Raw genomic sequence first — 16,452 nt, 5'->3', positions numbered from 1 at the left:
GTCACGGTGACACGCTCAGCGTGAACGGGGTGCCGTCGTCCGCAGCGTCGCGGTCGTCGGCACCGGTCACCAGCAGGTGCCCCTCGGCCCGTGTGCCGGGGGGCACCTCGCGTGCCACCCGGACCGGTGCCAGCACGGTCGCGCTGCGCCCGGCGGGCAGCCCCGCCGGGAAGGTGCAGCGCAGCAGGCGCACGCCGGGCCCGGTGGTGCAGGACTCCGGGAAGTACGGGCCCTCGAAGGCGAAACCGGGCGGCAGCTCGGCCAGGACGGTGAACGCCGAGGCGGTGCGGTCCGGACCGCCGTTGGCGACGAAGCCGTGCAGGGCGGTGCTGCCGCCGGGCGGCGCCGGGTCCGGGTCGAGCCGGACCACCCGCAGGTCCGCGCCGTCCGCCACCGGGACGGCCGGGACGGCCCCCAAGGCCCCCAAGGCCCCCAGGGCCCCGGACAGGGCCAGCAGCACCGCGGCCGACCTGCCCGCCGCCCGCCGGCCCGCGCTCTCGGACATGTCGTACCCCTCCGCCGTCCGTCCTCTGGCCGATACTCACAGTAGCGACCGATGGCGGAACGAGAGCGGAGGAGGCACGGGTGTCCGAGCAGGTGCTGAGCGAGGTGAGCGGCCGGATCGCCGAGGACCGGGAGGCCGGGTTCGTGGCGTCGTACCGGACCCTGGTCACCGCCGAGCTGCCCGACGGGCTGCTGCGGACGGAACTGCTGCGCGGGCCGGACCGGCACTGGCGGGTGCAGAGCCTGTGGCGGGACCTGGCCGCGCTGGAGGCGGTACGGGCGGACCCCAGGATGGCCGCCGCGCCCCGGCTGTTCCGTGAGGCCGGTACCGAGCCCGACCTGGCGGTCTACGTGCTCACGGCCACCGCGGTCCGGCCCGGCTGAGCCCGGCCCGGCCGGCCCCGGGCGGCCCTCGGACGGGCCGTCAGGGGGCGAGTACCTGCCCGAGCCGCAGGGCGATCTGACGCATCACCGGTACCAGGGCGGCACTGCCGGCCGCCGCCTCCAGCGCCCTGATCCGCGCCTCCGGCCCGGACACCGACAGGGCGGTCGGGGTCGGCGCGCCGGGTACCGCGACGGCGATGCAGCGCACGCCGATCTCCTGCTCCTGGTCGTCGACCACGTAGCCGGCCTCGCGGGCGTGCGCGAGCTGGGCGATCAGCTCCTGGGGGTCGGTGACGGTGTACGGGGTGTGCGACTGCAGCGGCTGCGGGCCGAGCAGGGCGCGGGTCTCCTCCTCGGGCAGCTGGGCGAGCAGCGCCTTGCCGACGCCGGTGCAGTGCGGCTGCACCCGGCGGCCGACCTCGGTGAACATCCGCATCGAGCGGCGGGACTGCACCTGGCCGACGTAGACCACCTCGCCGCCCTCCAGCACCGCCAGGTTCGCGGTCTCGCCGGTGGCCTCCATCAGCTCGGCCAGGTACGGGCGGGCCCAGCTGCCGAGCAGCCGGCCGGAGGTCTCGCCGAGCCGGATCAGCCGGGGGCCGAGGGTGTAGCGGCGGGCGGTGTCCTGGCGGACATACCCCTGCTGGACGAGGGTACGGATCAACCGGTGGATGGTGGGCATCGGCAGGCCGGAGGTGGTGGACAGTTCGCTCAGGGTGGCGATGCCGCCCGAATCGGCGAGCGCTTCCAGCAGCTGGAAGGCGCGCTCGACGGACTGCACGCCACCGGCGGCTCGCTCGGTGCCTGTCGGTGCTTCGGCGGGGGTGCTGGCCACCGGCGTTCCCTTCACTGTCGCGGGAGGAGTAGAGTCCCAGCGATCTAGCTCAACAAACCGTTGAAATTCTGTATCGCGGAAACTAGTCTCCACCCTACAGAACGAAACCCGCCGGTAGGTGGGTTCGGATCTGGGAAGTTCCCACCGGAGCTCCCCAAGCTTTCACAACCGTCCAAGGAGTGTCCTGCCCATGGGTGCAGATCAGGGACCTGACGGCGTTTCCCCCGCCGCCCCGGTCGTCACTGTCGCCGGTCCGCGCGTTCCCCGCGCCGAGGAGGTGCTCACCCCGGAGGCGGTCGCCTTCGTCGTCGGCCTCCACCGTGCCTTCGAAGGTCGCCGGCAGGAGCTCCTGACCCGACGAAAGACCCGCCGTGCCGAGATCGCCGAGGCCGGGACGCTGGATTTCCTGCCCGGGACCGCAGCGGTCCGGGCCGGGGACTGGCAGGTTGCTCCCGCCCCCCGCGCGCTCCAGGACCGCCGGGTGGAGATCACCGGGCCGACCGACCGCAAGATGGTGATCAACGCCCTCAACTCCGGCGCCAAGGTCTGGCTCGCCGACTTCGAGGACGCCACCGCCCCCACCTGGGAGAACGTGGTCTCCGGCCAGATCAACCTGATCGACGCCTTCGAGGGCCGGATCGACTTCACCTCCGAGGCCGGCAAGGCCTACACCCTCAAGCCCGCCGCCGAACTCGCCACCGTCGTGGTCCGCCCCCGCGGCTGGCACCTCGACGAGAACCACCTGCTGGTCGACGGCACCCCGGTGGCCGGCGCCTTCCTCGACTTCGGCCTGTACTTCTTCCACAACGCCGCCCGGCTGCTCGCCAAGGGCGAGCAGGACCCGAACTCCGGCCCGTACTTCTACCTGCCGAAGACCGAGAGCCACCTCGAGGCCCGGCTCTGGAACGACGTCTTCACCCACGCGCAGGCCGCCCTCGGCATCCCGCACGGCACCGTCCGCGCCACCGTGCTGATCGAGACCATCACCGCCGCGTTCGAGATGGAGGAGATCCTCTACGAGCTGCGCGAGCACGCCGCCGGGCTGAACGCCGGCCGCTGGGACTACCTGTTCTCCATCGTCAAGAACTTCCGCGACGCCGGCGAGCACTACATCCTGCCCGACCGCAACAGCGTCACCATGGCCTCCCCGTTCATGGCCGCCTACACCCGCCTGCTGGTGCAGACCTGCCACCGGCGCGGCGCGCACGCGATCGGCGGCATGGCCGCCTTCATCCCCTCCCGCAAGGACCCCGAGGTCAACGCGGCCGCCCTGGAGAAGGTCAAGGCCGACAAGGACCGCGAGGCCGGCAACGGTTTCGACGGCTCCTGGGTCGCCCACCCGGACCTCGTCCCGGTCGCCCGCGCCTCCTTCGACGCCGTCCTCGGCGAGCGCCCCGACCAGAAGGACAACCCGGGCCCGTCCGAGCCCGTCACCGCCGCCCAGCTGCTCGACATCGCCGGCGCCGGCGGACGGTGCACCGAGGCCGGACTGCACAACGCCGTCCAGGTCGGGCTGCGCTACATCGAGGCCTGGCTGCGGGGCCTGGGCGCCGTCGGCATCTTCAACATGATGGAGGACGCCGCCACCGCCGAGATCTCACGCTCGCAGATCTGGCAGTGGATCAACAACGGCGTCATCCTCGCCGACACCGGCGAGAAGGCCACCGCCGACCTGGTCCGCCGGCTGGTGGCCGAGGAGCTGACCGCGCTGCGCACCGAGCTCGGTGACCAGGTCTACGCCGGTGGGCGCTGGAACGAGGCCGCCAGGCTCTTCGAACAGGTCTCGCTGGCCGAGGAGTTCGTCGACTTCCTCACCCTGCCCGCGCTGCCCCTGCTCGACTGAACGAGCCCAATCTATCCATCCGCGGGCCGGCCGCCGCCTGCCAGGCTGTAGCACTGTCCGCACCGTCTGCGCCGCTGTGTACAGCGCCGTGACGCGGCCCGGCCGGGGGCACCTCGCACCACCCGCCCCCGACCGGGCCGCGCCGTCCGCACCCCGGAGGTCCCACCCCGATGCCCCGCGTCTTCTTCAACGGCCAGGCCATGGTCGGCGGTCCGTTCCACCCCTCGGTCGCCGAGATGCTGATCGGCCCGGTCCGCACCGCGCCCGGCTACCGGTTCTTCTCCCTCGACGACGTCTGCCCCGGGCTGCTGGCCGACCCGGCCGTCGACACCGCGATCGAGGGCGAGCTGTACGAGGTCCCGCTGGAACACCTGCGCGACGTGATCCTTCCCGGCGAGCCCCGCACCCTCGAACTCGGCGTGATCGAACTCGCCGACGGCTCCGCCTGCCTGTCCATGGTGCTGGCCCGCGGCGAACTCGAGCGCGGCGTGCACCAGGAGATCACCGGGTACGGCGGCTGGCGCGCCTACCTCGCCACCCTCGGCCGCACGGCCTGACGGCCGGCGCTCACCGGCCGTCAGGCGCCGCCGGCCAGTTCCGCGCGGACCAGCTCCAGCAGCCGGCCCGCCCAGTTCCGGGCCGCGGGGCCCTCGCCGCCCCAGTACGGGGAGTCTTCGTCCGCGTACCGGATCACCGCGTCCCCGGTCGCCAGCAGGGTCGCGGCCGCCTCCGGGTGCTGGGCGAACTTGGCCCGCAGCACCCGGGCCATCACCGCGGGCCGGGCGGTGGCGGCCCCCTCCAGCGCCCGGAAGGCCCCGGCGGCCGACGGGTACCGGACCCCGTCCAGGGTGACCGGCGCCGGGTGCTCGTTGTGCAGCTCCGGCAGCGAGAACCGGTCGACCACCACCGCGCGGTCGAACGGCTCCGCCTGCTGATCCGGCGCTCCGGAGTTCAGCCGCTCGATCTCCGCGCGGACCTCCGCCAGCAGTCCGGCGGCGGTCAGCGAGGTGTGCGCGGCGGTGAACCGCCAGGACGCCAGGTCCGGCGCGACGGCCCGGGCGCCGTCCGCCAGGCCGGCGCCGATCCAGCCGTAGCCGAGGCGTTCGGCCAGCTCGTCCACGGTGAGCAGGCCGTGGCAGTCCACCAGGCCGTCCGCGTAGACGGTCAGCTCGGTGAGGTGGTGGACGCCCGCGACGTGGACGAACACCGGCCGCCAGGTGCCCGGGATCCGCTGTCCGTCGGAGATCCGGTACGTCCGCCGGTCGGCCGCCATGCCGGTCAGCCGCTGCAGGTGCGGGCCGGGTGGTCGAGGCCGCGGACCACGTCCACCAGCGCCCACAGGTCGACCAGCAGCACCAGCGCGGCCAGCACCGCCAGCAGGCCCGCCGCCGCCGTCCAGCCGCCGCCCGCCCGCAGCTGCCGGGCGGACAGCACCAGGCCGGCCAGGCCGAGCACCGGTCCGGCGACGACCCCGGCCCACGCCGCGGCCGGGACGGCCCCGGCCTTCAGGCAGTGGTTCAGCCGGCGCGGGACGGCGTCCAGGTAGGCGGTGTGGCCGTAGCGGGCGGACAGCCAGCCGAGGACCGCGAGGGCCACGGCCGCGCCGAGCCAGGGGAGCGGGGCGGTCCGCCGGCCGGTCGCGGGGAGGGTGGTCGGATGGGCCATCTCAGTACCAGTTCGGTTCGACGCGGACGTACTTGATCTTCTGCCGGCCCTCGGAGGCGGCCTCGTGGTCGGAACGGCCGTCCATGCTCACGTTCTTGCGCGAGTCGTTGTGCTGGCTGTACCGGATGTCGCCGTCCGGGGTGACGGCGGTGACGATCGCGGTGTGGTGGATGTTGCCCGGCTTCAGGTCCGGGTTGAGGTCGTTGTCGTCCTCCAGGAAGACCAGGTCGCCCGGCTTCACCTCGGACGGCGGCACCTCCTTGCCGCCGTTGGAGACCATGAAGTCGTGCAGGTTCTGCGCGCCGCCCCAGGCGTGGCTGTGCTGCTGCCCGACGATGCCGAGCCCGAGCCAGCCCGGGTCCTCGCCGCGGTTCCAGGCGTCGCCCTCCACGGTCCAGTCGCCCTTCATGCGGACACCGGACCGGAACAGCGCCTCGGAGGCGAAGTTGGTGCAGTTGTTCTCGTCGTCGAAGTCGCCGGACTTGTCGTCCCAGTGCGCCAGCACCCACTCGACCATCTTGACCCGGTCCCACTTGCGGTCCGGGCCGCCCCGCAGGTCCTCCTTGACGCTCTCCGGCAGGCCGTTCAGGCCGGCCAGCTTCACCGGCTCGGCGAGCTCCAGCTGCTTGCGCTCCTCGGGGGTGAGCGAGTCCCACCAGCGGGCGACCAGCTTCGGGTCCCGGCCGTCGGGGATGTCACCGGCCAGCATGTTCAGCTGGGTGTCGGAGGCCTCGCCCTGGAGCACGTCGAGCGCCTTCTCCGGGTCCGTCTCGCAGGTGGCGCCGGCCAGCTTGCGCAGCTCCGCGGAGGCGAGCGCGTCGGCCTGGGTGGCCTCCCGGAGCGCCTCGGTGATCAGCCCGGCGACCTCGTTCAGGTGGGTCAGCTTGTCGCCGGTCACCTCGCCGGTGGTGGAGACCCCGCCGTTGTCGTCCACCTCCAGCTGGTACGCCGCGGCCAGTTCGACCGCGTGGGCCAGCGCCCGCTGCGCGTACTCGGTGGAGGAGGCCCAGCCGTCCACCACCATGGCGACGCCGCGCATGATGTCGGCGCCGGACTCCAGGATCCTGGCCTGCTCGTCCAGCTTCTTGCCGGCGGCCTGGCCGACCCGGTCCTGCCAGTCCTCCTTGAGCGGGCCGATGCCGTTGGCGTGGATGTCGTTGACGGCCTGCCAGGCCTCCTTGGACAGCTCGACCCAGCCGTCCGCGGCGGCGCGCAGCTGCCCGGGGTCGGCCTTCCGCAGTGCGGCGAACTCGACCATGCTCAGACCCCCGCGTTCAGGTCGCGCGAGGCCTGGTCCAGCCGCCGTACGGCCTCCTGCTCGGCGCTCTGGTACGAGTGCGCGGACTCCCGCAGCTGGTCGGCGTAGGTGTGCAACTGCTGGACCACCGAGGTCATGTGGGTCTGCCAGGCGTCCGCGCACTCGCGCAGCGCCGGGCCGGACCACCAGTCGGGGTGGGCGGCGGCGGCCGTCAGGCTGGCGTCCAGCCAGTGGCCGCTGCGTCCGCCCAACTGGCCCGAGCTGGTCCTGATCGCCTCGGAGGCGGTGTGCAGCCCCTCGGGCCGTACGTGGATGTCGTGCATGCCGTTACCCCGTTCCTGCCCGGTTCGTCCCGGGTCCCCGCTGTGACACGGGGAGGACGTTAGCGGATCACGGGGTGGTTCCGGCGGGCGGCCCCGGACCGCCGCCCGGGCGTCCGGGGCGGCCGCGGGCACGTCGCGGCCCAGGACCCTCGCCGGGGGTCCGGGCCCGCGTCCCGCCCGGGGGCGGGCCCGGTGGTCCCGCCGTCCCGGGCGGGTCCACCGGAGCCGGTGGGGGATCAGACCTCGCGGGAGGCGAGCTCCTTGGCCGCGTTGGCGCAGGCCAGCGCGATCCGGTCCTCGTTGACGGTGGTCAGGTTGCCCTTCTCGACCACGGCGTTGCCGTTGACGAACAGCACGGACAGCGGCGGCAGGGCGCCGAAGGTGAGGGCGGCGACCGGGTCGGCGATCGAGGAGTGCATGATCCCGTCGACCTTCCAGAGTGCGAGGTCGGCCAGCTTGCCGGCCTCGATGGAGCCGATCTCGTTCTGCCGGCCGAGCACCCGGGCGCCGCCCATGGTGCCCAGGCGCAGGGCCTGACGTCCGGTCAGCGCGGTCGGGGAGCCGTGCAGCCGGTTGATCAGCAGCGCGTTGCGCAGCTCGGTGCCGAGCTCACCGGACTCGTTGGAGGCGGTGCCGTCGACGCCGAGGCCGACCGGGACGCCGGCCTTCAGCATGTCCGGGACGCGGGCGATCCCGGCCGCCAGGCGGGCGTTGGAGGAGGGGCAGTGCGCGACGCCGGTGCCGGTCTCGGCGAACTTGGCGATGTCGGAGTCGTTCATGTGGACGCAGTGGGCCATCCAGACGTCCTCGCCGAGCCAGCCGGTCGACTCGAAGTAGTCGGTCGGGCCCATGCCGAAGAGCTGCTTGCAGAACTCCTCCTCCTCGGCGGTCTCGGAGCCGTGGGTGTGCAGCCGGACGCCCTTGCGGCGGGCCAGTTCGGCGCTCTGCTTGAGCAGTTCGGTGGAGACCGAGAACGGCGAGCAGGGCGCGATGGCGACGTGCAGCATCGAGCCGAAGGACGGGTCGTGCCAGGTGTCGACGGCGGCCTCGGAGGCGATCAGGATGTCCTCGGTCCGCTCGACCGCGTGGTCCGGCGGCAGGCCGCCGTCCTTCTTGCTGCGGTCCATCGAGCCGCGCAGCGCGGTGAAGCGCAGGCCGAGCTCCTGGACGGCCTCGATGGAGGCGCCGAGGATGTCGCCGCCGCCCTGCGGGAACACGTAGTGGTGGTCGGAGGCGGTGGTGCAGCCGGACTTGAGCAGTGCGGCGGCCGAGCCCTGGGTGGCGGCGTGCACCAGCTTGTCGTCGATCCGGGCCCAGGTCGGGTAGAGCGCGACCAGCCAGTCGAAGAGGATGTTGTCCTGGGCCAGGCCGCGGGTGATCCACTGGTAGAAGTGGTGGTGGGTGTTGACCAGGCCGGGGGTGACCAGGTGGCCCTCGCCGTTGATCCGGCGCACCACGTTGTCCAGCCACTGCGGGGCGGGGCCGTCGCCGACCGACTCGATCCGGTTGCCGAGGATGACGACGTGTCCGCGGGCGTACTCGGTGTCGTTGGCGTCGACGGTGGCGATGGCGACGTTCTCGATCACGATCCGCTGGTCGGCGGGCGGCGGCTGGACTGCCATGGTGTGACTCCTATGGGGGCGAGGGAAGGGGGGCGTGCGGGTGAGCGGTGCACGCCCCCCACCGGTCAGGACGGTGTCGCCGGTGACACCGCCGCGCCGGGCGGCTCGGTGGTCGGGGAGCGTCGGGCGGAACCGACGTGGTGGAAGAGCAGGTTGAGCAGGACGGCCATCACGCAGCCGGCCGATATGCCGGAGTGCATCAGGGTGCGGACGGCCTCCGGGAAGGCGTCGTAGAAGGTGGGGGCGGCGATCGGGACGATGCCGACCCCGAGCGAGACCGAGACCAGGATGGTGTTGGCGCCGGACTCCATCCCGGCCTCGGCGAGGGTGCGGATGCCGCTGGCGGCGACGGTGCCGAAGAGCACGATCCCGGCGCCGCCGAGCACGGGCTGCGGCACCAGCGAGACCAGCGACCCGAGGACCGGGAACAGGCCCAGCAGGATCAGGATCCCGCCGCCGGCCGCGACCACGAAGCGGCTGCGGATGTTGGTCAGCGCCACCAGCCCGATGTTCTGGGCGAAGGCGCTGGCCGCGAAGCCGTTGAGGACGGGGCTGACCGCGGTGGCCAGTCCGTCCGCCCGCAGGCCGGCGGCGAGGGTCTTCTCGTCGGCCGGCCGGTCGACGATCCGGCCGAGCGCCAGCATGTCGGCGGTGGACTCGGTCATCGAGACCACCATGACGATGCAGAGCGAGACGATCGCCGCGGCGTCGAACTGCGGTGCCCCGAAGTGGAACGGGGACGGGAGCGCGAACACCTTCGCGTCCCCGACCGGCCCGAAGTCGGCCAGGCCCAGCGGGAAGGCCAGCGCCGTCCCGAACGCCAGCCCGACCAGCAGCGAGAGCTGCTGCCAGAAGCCGCGCAGCAGTTTGTGGCAGAGCACCACCGCCGCCAGGGTGAGGGCGGCGAGGCCGATCGCCCGCATCGATCCGAACCCGGGTGCGCCGGGTGCGCCGCCGCGGGCCCAGTTGACCGCCACCGGAAGGAGCGAGACACCGATGAGGGTGATCACGGTGCCCTGGACGACCGGTGGGAAGAACCTGATCAGCTTGCAGAAGTACGGTGCCGCGAGGAAGCACAGGAGCCCCGCGACGATCACGGCGCCGAAGATCACCGGGAGGGCGTCCTTCGGGCCGTGCTCCTTGGCGACGGCGAGCATCGGGGCGACGCCGGCGAACGAGACGCCGTTGACGAACGGCAGCCGGGCGCCGATCCGCCAGATGCCCAGCGTCTGGAGCAGGGTGGCCAGGCCCGCGGTGAACAGGCTGGCCGAGATCAGCAGGGCGAGCTCGGCGGGGGACAGGCCCACGCCGGCGCCGACGATGAGCGGGGGCGCCACGACGCCCGCGTACATCGCGGCGACATGCTGCAGTCCGGTGCTCAGGAGCTTCACCGGGGGCAGCAGCTCGTCCACGGGGTGGACGGTCCTCGGGGCGGACGGGTCGTCCGGGAGGCCGGTCGTCCCGTCCGGCCCCGAAGGTCTGTCGGAGGTGGAACCGCCGTCAGCGGTGGGGGTGTTGCGCAGTGCCATGTCGAGCCCCTCTTGTGCCCGTGGCTCCTGGCGCGCCCGTGGCGCTGGAGAAGATCGGCCGACTTCGCCTTGGCCGGGGGCGGGACGGCGGTGCAAGGGTCCCCCGGCCGGCTCCTCCAACTCCCCGGGGCGGCCGCCGTGAGGCGGGCACGGTCTCCGGATGGTGGGGGTGGAGAAAGCGGATCTGCGGGTGGTGCGGGTGGTACGGGTGGTGCTGGCCGTCCACGACCGGCCGGCCCGCGCGGGTCGCGGGGGTCGGAGGGTGCGGCGACGGACGGCGGTCATGGGGTCGCGGCCTCAGGCCACCGGGATCACGGGGACGACGCCCTCGCGGTGGACGGTGCCCTCGATCAGGCCGTACATCCGGTCGGCGGCGTAGTAGACCTCGTTCTCGTTCTTGAGACCGAAGGGCGACAGGTCGACCAGGAAGTGGTGCTTGTTGGGCAGCTCGAGGCGGACCTCGTCCACCTCGGCGCGGTTGTTCAGGACCCGGGTGCCCATCGCGTGCAGGGTCTGCTGCAGCGAGTAGGAGTAGGTCTCGGCGAACGCCTCCAGCAGGTGCCGCCGCACGTGGGTGTACGAGCGGTTCCAGTTCGGCTGGGCCTCGCCGTCGCGGCCGCTGTAGGCGTACTTCCAGCGGGCGGTGACCTGGGTGGCCAGGATGCGGTCGTACGCCTCCTGGAGGGTGGTGTACTTGTCCTTGATGTAGCCCCAGAACTCCGAGTTGGTGGAGTTCATGACGGTCAGGTCCTTGAGGCCGGAGATCACCTGGACGCGCTCGCCGTCGTAGACGACCTCGCAGGTGCGGACCTCGCCGCCGTTGCGGACGAAGGAGTGGCCCACCTCCTCGGAGCCGATGAAGCGGGCCGAGCTGTCCGGGGTCCTGATCCGGTCCCAGACGTACTCCTCGATCCGGATCCGGGCGCTGTGGACCACGCCCCGCTCCGTGTCGTCGACGAAGTGCCGGGCCAGGATGATGCCGAAGGCCTCGGCCGACTCGATCCCGTGCTCCTTGGCGAAGGCGTACACGGTGTTCTTGGTGGTGTCGGTGGGCAGGCAGTTGGCGTTCGAGCCGGTGAGGTGGACGTCCTCGAACTCACCCTGGAGGGACACCGAGACGTTCAGGTCCTTGATCTCGTGACGGGTGGAGTCACGGTAGATCCGGACGATGCGGTTCTCCGCCTTGCCGTACTGGTTCTGTCCGAGTACGTGGGCCATGGCTGGCTCCTAAGCTCTGAAGCGGTCTAGCTTCCGCGGTAGACCGAGTATCCGAACGGGTTGAGCAGCAGCGGCACGTGGTAGTGGTGCTGCGCGGGTGCGACCGTGAAGACGATCGAGACCTCGGGGAAGAACGGCGCCTGGTCGGCGGTGGCCGCGTAGTACGCGGCGGTGTCGAACAGGAGCCGGACGACCGAGCCCGCCTCCACGGCCGGCAGGTCCTTGGCCCGGCCGTCGGAGTCCGTGGCGGAGGCGCCGAGCACCTTCCAGCCACCCTCGGTGTGCAGTGCGAGCTCGACCGGGACACCCTCGGCCGGGCGGCCGAGACTGGTGTCGAGCACATGCGTGGAGATGCCAGTCATGGGTTGAATGACCTTACTGATGGCAGGGGTTGACTCGCCGTCGACGGGTTCAGCCCTCGTCGAGCAGGCGGTTGATGCGAATGTCGTTGATCTTGCGGAGCTCGCCGCGGACGATCCGGGCCTCGGTGGCCGCGTCGTTCGGGAAGCGCTCGCGCAGCGCGGCGAGCATGGTGGCCGCGGTGCGGCCGGTCGCGCAGATCAGGAACACGTGGCCGAACTTCGCCTCGTAGGCGGCGTTGGCCCCGTGCAGTTCATCGAGGAGAGCGGTGTCCACTCCCTTGATGCCGGCCTGCTCGCGCTCGGAGGTGGCGTCGCCCGCCTTGGGGCTGCCGATCCGGGCGTGGCCGGCCATCGCGTCGGCCAGGTCGTCGGCCGTGAGCGCCGCCATCGCCGCCGCGTTGGCGGCGAGCAGGGCGTCCCGGTCGGACCAGGGCCGCGAGGCCGCCACGGAGGCGGCCCAGCGGGGGCTGGAGCAGATCTCCAGCAGTGTCTCCCGCAGCTCGGCGGCCGGGGCCGCCGACAGCTCCTCGAGCGCCGCGGGGGACGGGTGGGGATGGTTGGTCACGGGTGGACCTCCTGAAGAGTGGTGCCACCCGCAAAAGCTAGATCCGCCACCCCGGGCCGTCAACACTTTGTTGAACGGTTGGTGGTTACGTTTTGAGCCGGGGCCCGTTACCGACGGATGTCGTGTGCGATTCGCCAAGTGTGCCCGGCCCGGGGGTCGGACAGACTGGGGCGAAAGCGGCCCGGTCGGCCTACTGCCTGCCGTCCTGCCGGTTCAGGTAGTTGTACACCGTGAACCGGCTGACGCCCAGCGCCGAGGCCACCGTCTCGACCCCGTGTCGGACGGTGAAGGCGCCGCGCTCCTCCAGGAGGGCGACCACGCGCTGCTTCTCGGCCCGGTCCAGCTCGGCGAGCGGGCGTCCGTCGAACTGCCGGACCATCTCGGCGAGCAGCCGGTCCAGGGCGCTGCTCAGGTGCGGCAGCCGTACGGCCACCGCCGGCGCGCCGTCCCACTCCAGCAGGACGTCGTCGGGCCGGGCCTCGCGGACCTCGACCGCGGTCGCGCCGACCGCGTCCAGCAGCGGCTTTATCGCCGCCGTGAGCGGGTGTTCCAGGGCGTTGCTCACTGCGTACCCACTCCTTCCGGGGTCTGGTTGTCGTCGACCACGCTGAGCTGGACCGAGATCCGGGTCGCCCCGGCGTCCAGGGTCTCGCGCAGCAGCCGGGTCACGGCCGCCAGGGTCTGCTCGGCGTCGCCCTCGGCGCTGGTGCCGAAGGGGCCGACCGAGACGGCGAGGCCGGCTTCGTCCACGACCCGGCGGGCAGCCTTGGCGTGGTCCGGGAAGCTGTCCAGCTCGAACGGTTCTGTCGTGAACTCCACCATCAATCGCACCCGCTCACTGTAGCGACCGGGGGCGTACGGGGAAGGGGCTGGTGGATCGGACAGTGCGGGGCCCGGACGGCCGGGGCCGCCCGGCTGCTTCAACAAATTGTTGCGGCGGCCTTGACACCCTTCGATCCCCGGGACAAGCTTCCACCAAGCAGAATCGCTCTTCCGGATCGTGGAAGTTGCGGAAGACGGAAGAGAGTGAGAGGTGAACGACGTGACTGCCGCCGCCCAGCACAGCTACACGGTCAACCTGTCGATCCTGTTCAACGAGCTGCCGCTCCTGGAGCGCCCGGCCGCCGCGGCCGCCGCCGGCTTCACCGCCGCCGAGCTGTGGTGGCCCTTCGGCGAGGAGCACACCCCGTCGCAGGCCGAGCTGGACGCGCTCCGCAAGGCCTTCGGCGACGCCGGCGTCCGGCTCACCGGCCTCAACTTCCTCGACGACCTCACCAAGGGCGCCCGCGGCACCGTCTCGGTCCCCGCCGAGAAGGACCGCTTCCGGGAGAACATCCCGGTCACCGTCGCGCTCGCCGACTCGCTCGGCACCAAGGCGCTCAACGCGCTCTACGGCAACCGGGTCGAGGGCGCCACCGCCGCCGAGCAGGACGAGCTGGCGCTGGAGAACCTCGTCCTGGCCGCCCGGGCCGCCCACTCGATCGGCGCGATCCTGCTGGTCGAGGCGCTCAACCGGCCGGAGTCCCCGGACTACCCGCTGGTCTCGGCCGCCGCCGCCGTCGAGGTGGTGGACAAGGTGAACGCGGCCACCGGCCTCGGCAACGCCAAGTTCCTCTGCGACCTCTACCACCTGGCGAAGAACGGCGAGGACCTGGCCGCCGTCATCGACACCTACGCCGACCGCTTCGGCCACGTGCAGATCGCCGACACCCCGGGCCGCAACGAGCCCGGCACCGGCGAGCTGGACTTCGAGGACCTCTTCGCCCGCCTCACCGCCGCCGGCTACACCGGCCGGATCGGCCTGGAGTACCGCCCCGCGAACGGCGTCAGCGCCGACAGCTTCGAGTGGCTCCCGCGCGCGCTGCGCGCCGCCAACTGAGCCCTCTCCCACCCCACCACGGACAAAAGGAACGACGCGATGAGCCGCAAGATCGCCTTCATCGGCCTCGGCATCATGGGCAGCCCGATGGCCGCCAACCTGGTCAAGGCCGGCCACCACGTCACCGGCTTCAACCTCACCCAGCCCCCGATCGACGCCCTGGTGGCGGCCGGCGGCCACGCGGGGACCAGCATCGCGCAGGCGGTGGCCGAGGCCGAGGTCGTCATCACCATGGTGCCCGCCGACCCGCAGGTCGAGCAGGTCATCCTGGGCGAGGGCGGCGTGCTGGAGAACGTCAAGGCCGGCACCCTGGTGATCGACATGTCCTCGATCACCCCGCAGACCTCGATCAAGGTCGAGGCGGCGGCCAAGGAGAAGGGCGTCCGCACCCTGGACGCCCCGGTCTCCGGCGGCGAGGCCGGGGCGATCGAGGCCGTCCTGTCGATCATGGTCGGCGGTGACGCGGCCGACTTCGCCGAGGCGAAGCCGCTGTTCGACGCGCTCGGCACCACCGTCATCCACGTCGGCCCGGCCGGCGCCGGCCAGACCGTGAAGGCCGCCAACCAGCTGATCGTGGCCGTCAACATCCAGGTGCTGGCCGAGGCCGTGGTCTTCCTGGAGAACGCCGGCGTGGACCTGCCCGCCGCGCTCGACGTGCTCGGCGGCGGCCTGGCCGGCTCCACCGTGCTGAACCGCAAGAAGGCCAACATGATCGACCGCCAGTTCGCCCCGGGCTTCCGGATCGACCTGCACCACAAGGACATGGGCATCGTCACCGACGCCGCCCGCGCCGTCGGTGCGGCCCTGCCGGTCGGCGCCGTGGTGGCCCAGCTGGTCGCCTCGGCCCGGGCCAACGGCGACGGCTCGCTCGACCACTCCGCCCTGCTGCGCGGCGTCGAGCGGCTCTCCGGCCGCCCGGCCGCGTAACTACCTCTCGCCGGGGGACGTGCCCTGAACCGTCCCCCGGCGGGACCCCGAGCTCCTCCTGGTGGCGTGTACCTGTCCGGTCGTGCCCGCGCCACCAGGAGGCCAAGCCGGCGGCGCGCGCACTCCCTCCCGGGGGCACATCGGTCGTGCCAGCGCGTCGCCGCCCGGCCCCCTCCTTCGCCGAGGGGAGCCTCACTCGTACGTCGGAAGCGGGACGAGCGGGGAACGGCGGGGAGGGGGTCGCACCCCTTCGTACGGCACACCGGGCTCCCCGAACGGGTAGAGCTCCACAGGAACACCCACTCGCTCCCCACGCATCAGCCCGACCCGGAAATGAGGCCCACGCCATGCCCGCCACCCCCACCCAGGGCCATGTCGTCGTCGCCCCCGACAAGTTCAAGGGCACCCTGGAGGGCGCCGAGGTCGCGGCCCGGATCGCCGCCGGCATCCGCCGGGCCGCGCCCGGCGCCGAGGTCCGGGAGCTCCCGGTCGCCGACGGCGGCGAGGGCACCCTGGCCGCCGCGCTGGCGGCCGGCTTCACCCGGGTGCCGGTCAAGGTGGCCGGTCCGACCGGCCTGCCGGTGGACGCCGCCATCGCGGTCCGGGGCGACACCGCCGTGGTCGAGCTGGCCCAGGCCTCGGGCCTGGCCCGGCTGCCCGGCGGCCGCACCGCCCCGCTGGCGGCCGGCTCGTACGGGGTCGGCCAGCTGATCGGCCGGGCCGTGGGCCTGGGCGTCAAGCGGGTGGTGCTCGGCCTCGGCGGCAGCGCCTGCACCGACGGCGGCGCCGGCATGGTCCAGGCGCTCGGCGTCGGCCTGCTGGACGCGGACGGTGCCGAGCTGCCGCCCGGCGGGGCCGCGCTGCGCAGGCTGGAGCGGATCGACCTCGGATCGCTGGCCGACGGCCTGACCGGGGTGGAGATCGTGGTCGCCTGCGACGTCGACAACCCGCTGCTGGGGGCGCGCGGCGCGACCGCCGTGTACGGCCCGCAGAAGGGGGCCGACGGCGACGACCTGGTCGTCCTGGAGGAGGGCCTGACCCGCTGGGCGGACCAGGTCCGTACGGTGACCGGCCGGGACCTGCGGGACGCTCCCGGCGCCGGAGCCGCGGGCGGGGTCGGCTTCGCCGCCCTGGCCCTGCTCGGCGCCACCATGCGACCCGGCATCGAGTTGCTGCTCGAGCTGCTGGGTTTCGACGAGGCTGTGCGTGGGGCGCGCCTCGTCGTGACCGGCGAGGGCTGCCTGGACGCGCAGACGCTCCACGGCAAGGCTCCCGCCGGCGTTGCCGCGGCGGCCACTCGGGCGGGGGTTCGGGTGGCTGCCGTGGCAGGGCGGCTGGAACTGTCGGAGGACCAGTGGCGGGCGGCCGGTTTCGCCGCCGCCGTGGCGCTGACGGATCTGGCCGAGCGGCCCGGCGACAGCATGACCCTGGCCGGCGAGCTCGCGGAGGTCGCGGGGGAGCGGCTGGCGGCCGAGCTGCTGGCCGGCTGAGTCGCCGGCCGGGCTGCCGCACCGTCGGCCGGCCCCGGACGGACACTC

19 protein-coding genes are annotated in these 16,452 nt (G+C 72.8%); 6 read left to right on the top strand and 13 right to left on the bottom strand.

Annotation, left to right across the window (positions count from 1 at the left end; translation table 11 throughout):
• Position 1: 1 nt before the first annotated feature.
• Entirely contained in the window at positions 2 to 505 is a 504-nt protein-coding gene (locus AC2TEW_RS06890; protein WP_484622437.1) for a hypothetical protein, read from the bottom strand.
• A gap of 80 nt (positions 506 to 585) precedes the next feature.
• Here AC2TEW_RS06890 and AC2TEW_RS06885 point away from each other — a divergent pair, with 80 nt between their 5' ends.
• Positions 586 to 888: an antibiotic biosynthesis monooxygenase gene (locus AC2TEW_RS06885; protein ID WP_484622436.1), complete on the top strand. Its 303-nt coding sequence runs from the start codon at positions 586 to 588 to the stop codon at positions 886 to 888.
• Positions 889 to 928: 40 nt separating this feature from the next.
• Here the strand turns inward: AC2TEW_RS06885 and AC2TEW_RS06880 are convergent, their stop codons facing one another.
• A complete protein-coding gene (locus AC2TEW_RS06880) occupies positions 929 to 1,723 on the bottom strand; it encodes an IclR family transcriptional regulator (RefSeq protein ID WP_484622435.1) in 795 nt (264 codons plus the stop codon).
• A 190-nt stretch (positions 1,724 to 1,913) separates the two neighbouring features.
• On the opposite strand from AC2TEW_RS06880, the gene aceB reads away from it, so the two are divergent.
• On the top strand, positions 1,914 to 3,566 hold the full coding sequence (gene aceB, locus AC2TEW_RS06875) for a malate synthase A (RefSeq protein ID WP_484622434.1): 1,653 nt from the start codon (positions 1,914 to 1,916) through the stop codon (positions 3,564 to 3,566).
• Between the two features lie 170 nt (positions 3,567 to 3,736).
• Complete coding sequence (locus AC2TEW_RS06870; RefSeq protein WP_484622433.1) at positions 3,737 to 4,123, top strand: allophanate hydrolase-related protein; 387 nt, start codon at positions 3,737 to 3,739, stop codon at positions 4,121 to 4,123.
• Positions 4,124 to 4,143: 20 nt separating this feature from the next.
• Here the strand turns inward: AC2TEW_RS06870 and AC2TEW_RS06865 are convergent, their stop codons facing one another.
• The 11 genes from AC2TEW_RS06865 to AC2TEW_RS06815 form a co-directional block, all read right to left on the bottom strand.
• Positions 4,144 to 4,839, bottom strand: a complete 696-nt coding sequence (locus AC2TEW_RS06865; RefSeq protein WP_484622432.1) for a DUF7638 domain-containing protein — start codon at positions 4,837 to 4,839, stop codon at positions 4,144 to 4,146.
• A 5-nt stretch (positions 4,840 to 4,844) separates the two neighbouring features.
• Complete coding sequence (locus tag AC2TEW_RS06860; RefSeq protein ID WP_484622431.1) at positions 4,845 to 5,231, bottom strand: LPXTG cell wall anchor domain-containing protein; 387 nt, start codon at positions 5,229 to 5,231, stop codon at positions 4,845 to 4,847.
• 1 nt (position 5,232) lies between these two features.
• Entirely contained in the window at positions 5,233 to 6,489 is a 1,257-nt protein-coding gene (locus AC2TEW_RS06855; protein ID WP_484622430.1) for an amidase domain-containing protein, read from the bottom strand.
• 2 nt (positions 6,490 to 6,491) lie between these two features.
• The gene (locus tag AC2TEW_RS06850) at positions 6,492 to 6,812 is read right to left on the bottom strand and encodes a WXG100 family type VII secretion target (RefSeq protein WP_484622429.1); all 321 of its coding nucleotides are present in this window, start codon (positions 6,810 to 6,812) and stop codon (positions 6,492 to 6,494) included.
• Positions 6,813 to 7,048: 236 nt separating this feature from the next.
• On the bottom strand, positions 7,049 to 8,434 hold the full coding sequence (locus tag AC2TEW_RS06845; RefSeq protein ID WP_484622428.1) for an 8-oxoguanine deaminase: 1,386 nt from the start codon (positions 8,432 to 8,434) through the stop codon (positions 7,049 to 7,051).
• Between the two features lie 65 nt (positions 8,435 to 8,499).
• Positions 8,500 to 9,963, bottom strand: a complete 1,464-nt coding sequence (locus AC2TEW_RS06840) for a nucleobase:cation symporter-2 family protein (RefSeq protein WP_484622427.1) — start codon at positions 9,961 to 9,963, stop codon at positions 8,500 to 8,502.
• A 297-nt stretch (positions 9,964 to 10,260) separates the two neighbouring features.
• Positions 10,261 to 11,181 carry a factor-independent urate hydroxylase gene (gene pucL, locus AC2TEW_RS06835; RefSeq protein WP_484622426.1) on the bottom strand — a complete coding sequence of 307 codons (921 nt, stop codon included), beginning with the start codon at positions 11,179 to 11,181 and terminating at the stop codon, positions 10,261 to 10,263.
• A 26-nt stretch (positions 11,182 to 11,207) separates the two neighbouring features.
• Complete coding sequence (gene uraH / locus AC2TEW_RS06830; protein WP_484622425.1) at positions 11,208 to 11,543, bottom strand: hydroxyisourate hydrolase; 336 nt, start codon at positions 11,541 to 11,543, stop codon at positions 11,208 to 11,210.
• A 49-nt stretch (positions 11,544 to 11,592) separates the two neighbouring features.
• Positions 11,593 to 12,108 carry a 2-oxo-4-hydroxy-4-carboxy-5-ureidoimidazoline decarboxylase gene (gene uraD, locus AC2TEW_RS06825; RefSeq protein WP_484622424.1) on the bottom strand — a complete coding sequence of 172 codons (516 nt, stop codon included), beginning with the start codon at positions 12,106 to 12,108 and terminating at the stop codon, positions 11,593 to 11,595.
• Between the two features lie 190 nt (positions 12,109 to 12,298).
• A complete protein-coding gene (locus tag AC2TEW_RS06820) occupies positions 12,299 to 12,673 on the bottom strand; it encodes a helix-turn-helix domain-containing protein (protein WP_033823310.1) in 375 nt (124 codons plus the stop codon).
• Positions 12,670 to 12,939, bottom strand: coding sequence for a thiamine-binding protein (locus AC2TEW_RS06815; RefSeq protein ID WP_484622423.1), 270 nt, complete (start codon positions 12,937 to 12,939; stop codon positions 12,670 to 12,672). Before AC2TEW_RS06815 ends, AC2TEW_RS06820 begins: the two co-directional genes overlap by 4 nt.
• Before the next feature lie 202 nt (positions 12,940 to 13,141).
• Here AC2TEW_RS06815 and AC2TEW_RS06810 point away from each other — a divergent pair, with 202 nt between their 5' ends.
• From AC2TEW_RS06810 to AC2TEW_RS06800, 3 genes are all read left to right on the top strand, one after another.
• Positions 13,142 to 13,987: a TIM barrel protein gene (locus AC2TEW_RS06810; protein WP_484622422.1), complete on the top strand. Its 846-nt coding sequence runs from the start codon at positions 13,142 to 13,144 to the stop codon at positions 13,985 to 13,987.
• A 39-nt stretch (positions 13,988 to 14,026) separates the two neighbouring features.
• Positions 14,027 to 14,914, top strand: a complete 888-nt coding sequence (locus tag AC2TEW_RS06805; protein WP_484622421.1) for a 2-hydroxy-3-oxopropionate reductase — start codon at positions 14,027 to 14,029, stop codon at positions 14,912 to 14,914.
• A 347-nt stretch (positions 14,915 to 15,261) separates the two neighbouring features.
• Positions 15,262 to 16,404, top strand: a complete 1,143-nt coding sequence (locus AC2TEW_RS06800; protein ID WP_484622420.1) for a glycerate kinase — start codon at positions 15,262 to 15,264, stop codon at positions 16,402 to 16,404.
• The last annotated feature ends 48 nt before the right edge of the window (positions 16,405 to 16,452 follow it).

The sequence above is a fragment of the Kitasatospora sp. NEAU-CNBT7 genome (assembly GCF_057220535.1).
This window is presented reverse-complemented; position numbering and strand designations above follow the sequence as displayed.

What these genes read in the sequence shown, in the direction of transcription:
- AC2TEW_RS06890 (WP_484622437.1), bottom strand. Translation starts at nt 505, where the DNA reads ATGTCCGAGAGCGCGGGCCGGCGGGCGGCGGGCAGGTCGGCCGCGGTG.
- aceB (WP_484622434.1), top strand. Translation starts at nt 1,914, where the DNA reads ATGGGTGCAGATCAGGGACCTGACGGCGTTTCCCCCGCCGCCCCGGTC.
- AC2TEW_RS06870 (WP_484622433.1), top strand. Translation starts at nt 3,737, where the DNA reads ATGCCCCGCGTCTTCTTCAACGGCCAGGCCATGGTCGGCGGTCCGTTC.
- AC2TEW_RS06865 (WP_484622432.1), bottom strand. Translation starts at nt 4,839, where the DNA reads ATGGCGGCCGACCGGCGGACGTACCGGATCTCCGACGGACAGCGGATC.
- AC2TEW_RS06860 (WP_484622431.1), bottom strand. Translation starts at nt 5,231, where the DNA reads ATGGCCCATCCGACCACCCTCCCCGCGACCGGCCGGCGGACCGCCCCG.
- AC2TEW_RS06855 (WP_484622430.1), bottom strand. Translation starts at nt 6,489, where the DNA reads ATGGTCGAGTTCGCCGCACTGCGGAAGGCCGACCCCGGGCAGCTGCGC.
- AC2TEW_RS06850 (WP_484622429.1), bottom strand. Translation starts at nt 6,812, where the DNA reads ATGCACGACATCCACGTACGGCCCGAGGGGCTGCACACCGCCTCCGAG.
- AC2TEW_RS06845 (WP_484622428.1), bottom strand. Translation starts at nt 8,434, where the DNA reads ATGGCAGTCCAGCCGCCGCCCGCCGACCAGCGGATCGTGATCGAGAAC.
- AC2TEW_RS06840 (WP_484622427.1), bottom strand. Translation starts at nt 9,963, where the DNA reads ATGGCACTGCGCAACACCCCCACCGCTGACGGCGGTTCCACCTCCGAC.
- pucL (WP_484622426.1), bottom strand. Translation starts at nt 11,181, where the DNA reads ATGGCCCACGTACTCGGACAGAACCAGTACGGCAAGGCGGAGAACCGC.
- uraH (WP_484622425.1), bottom strand. Translation starts at nt 11,543, where the DNA reads ATGACTGGCATCTCCACGCATGTGCTCGACACCAGTCTCGGCCGCCCG.
- AC2TEW_RS06805 (WP_484622421.1), top strand. Translation starts at nt 14,027, where the DNA reads ATGAGCCGCAAGATCGCCTTCATCGGCCTCGGCATCATGGGCAGCCCG.
- AC2TEW_RS06800 (WP_484622420.1), top strand. Translation starts at nt 15,262, where the DNA reads ATGCCCGCCACCCCCACCCAGGGCCATGTCGTCGTCGCCCCCGACAAG.